Source organism: Micromonospora sp. GCM10011541, assembly GCF_042650725.1.
GTDB classification, from domain to species: Bacteria; Actinomycetota; Actinomycetes; order Mycobacteriales; family Micromonosporaceae; genus Micromonospora; species Micromonospora sicca.
On sequence record NZ_JBHSBP010000131.1, the window covers coordinates 1 to 1007 of the forward strand.

At 71.4% G+C, this 1007-nt stretch carries 1 protein-coding gene; it reads right to left on the reverse strand.

The features are described 5' to 3' along the window. A partial coding sequence (locus ACFOYX_RS36270) for a hypothetical protein (RefSeq protein WP_377534834.1) occupies positions 1 to 872 on the reverse strand: 872 nt, incomplete at its 3' end. Positions 873 to 1007 lie beyond the last annotated feature (135 nt).

Sequence of the window (1007 nt, forward strand, 5' to 3'; positions counted from 1 at the left end):
TCGACACCGAGCGCGCGAGTGTGGCCGTCCAACCGGGGTGGGGTGTGCGGGGTCTGCCAGGGCAGGTCGACGCGAACCTTGCCATCGCCGGGCCGCAGCGTCGGCGTGCACACCTTCACCCCGGCGGGCACGATCGCCGGCAGCACCACGTCGAAGGCATGCCACACCCAGTCGCGGTACGAGGCTGGCGCCGGGCACATCGGAAGCTGCGACCACACCCGCACCATGCTGTCGTCGACCCGGTCGACGGCGACGTGTTGCCGGTCGGCCGCAGCGAGGCTCACCTGCCGAGCCACGGCCGGCTGACCCTCCAGCTCACACAGGTCCGCCGGCAGCCGGCTATGCCCGGCGATGTATCCGGTGATCTGTCGGGTGCGGCTGCGGATCGTCGCGCTATCGGTTGCGTCGGGCAGCGCCGCCCGCAACGCTGACCACTCGTCATCGGTACGAGCGGACGGATCGGCCGGCCACGTGGCCAGCAGCGCGGCAACGATCGCACGACGGTGGCACGCCAGACGCAGAACGCGGGCCGCTTCTTCCTCGGCGATCCGACGAACCCGGTCCGACACCACCACACCCGCCGGCGGCACCGCAGCCCAGCCGAGCCGGCGCAACGCCATCCACCCGTTGCTCGGCAGCCGCCGCCCATCAGGGCCGACCCCACCGGCAAGCTCCGCAAGATGAGCATCCGACCAGTGCGCAACGATCACTTCGTCAGCCATGCCCCGAACCAGGTCCGCGAGCCACCCGACCCGTTCGGCGAGTATCCGCCCCGTCACCGGCGCCTGCACGCCGGGCGCGTCGGGCTTACCGCCGCACACCGCCCGGTACGCGGTGCAGGTCGCGGTCGACGTCAGCCAGGAACCAGCCACTACCCCACGCCTTTACCCGCGGCCGCCAGCAGTCGGCGCTTGGCCTCACGGGACCGCAGGCCGTACATCCGACCGGCGAACGTGGCGACCAGAGACATGAAGTCGTCCAAGAGTTCCTCGACCCCACCGGCCGAA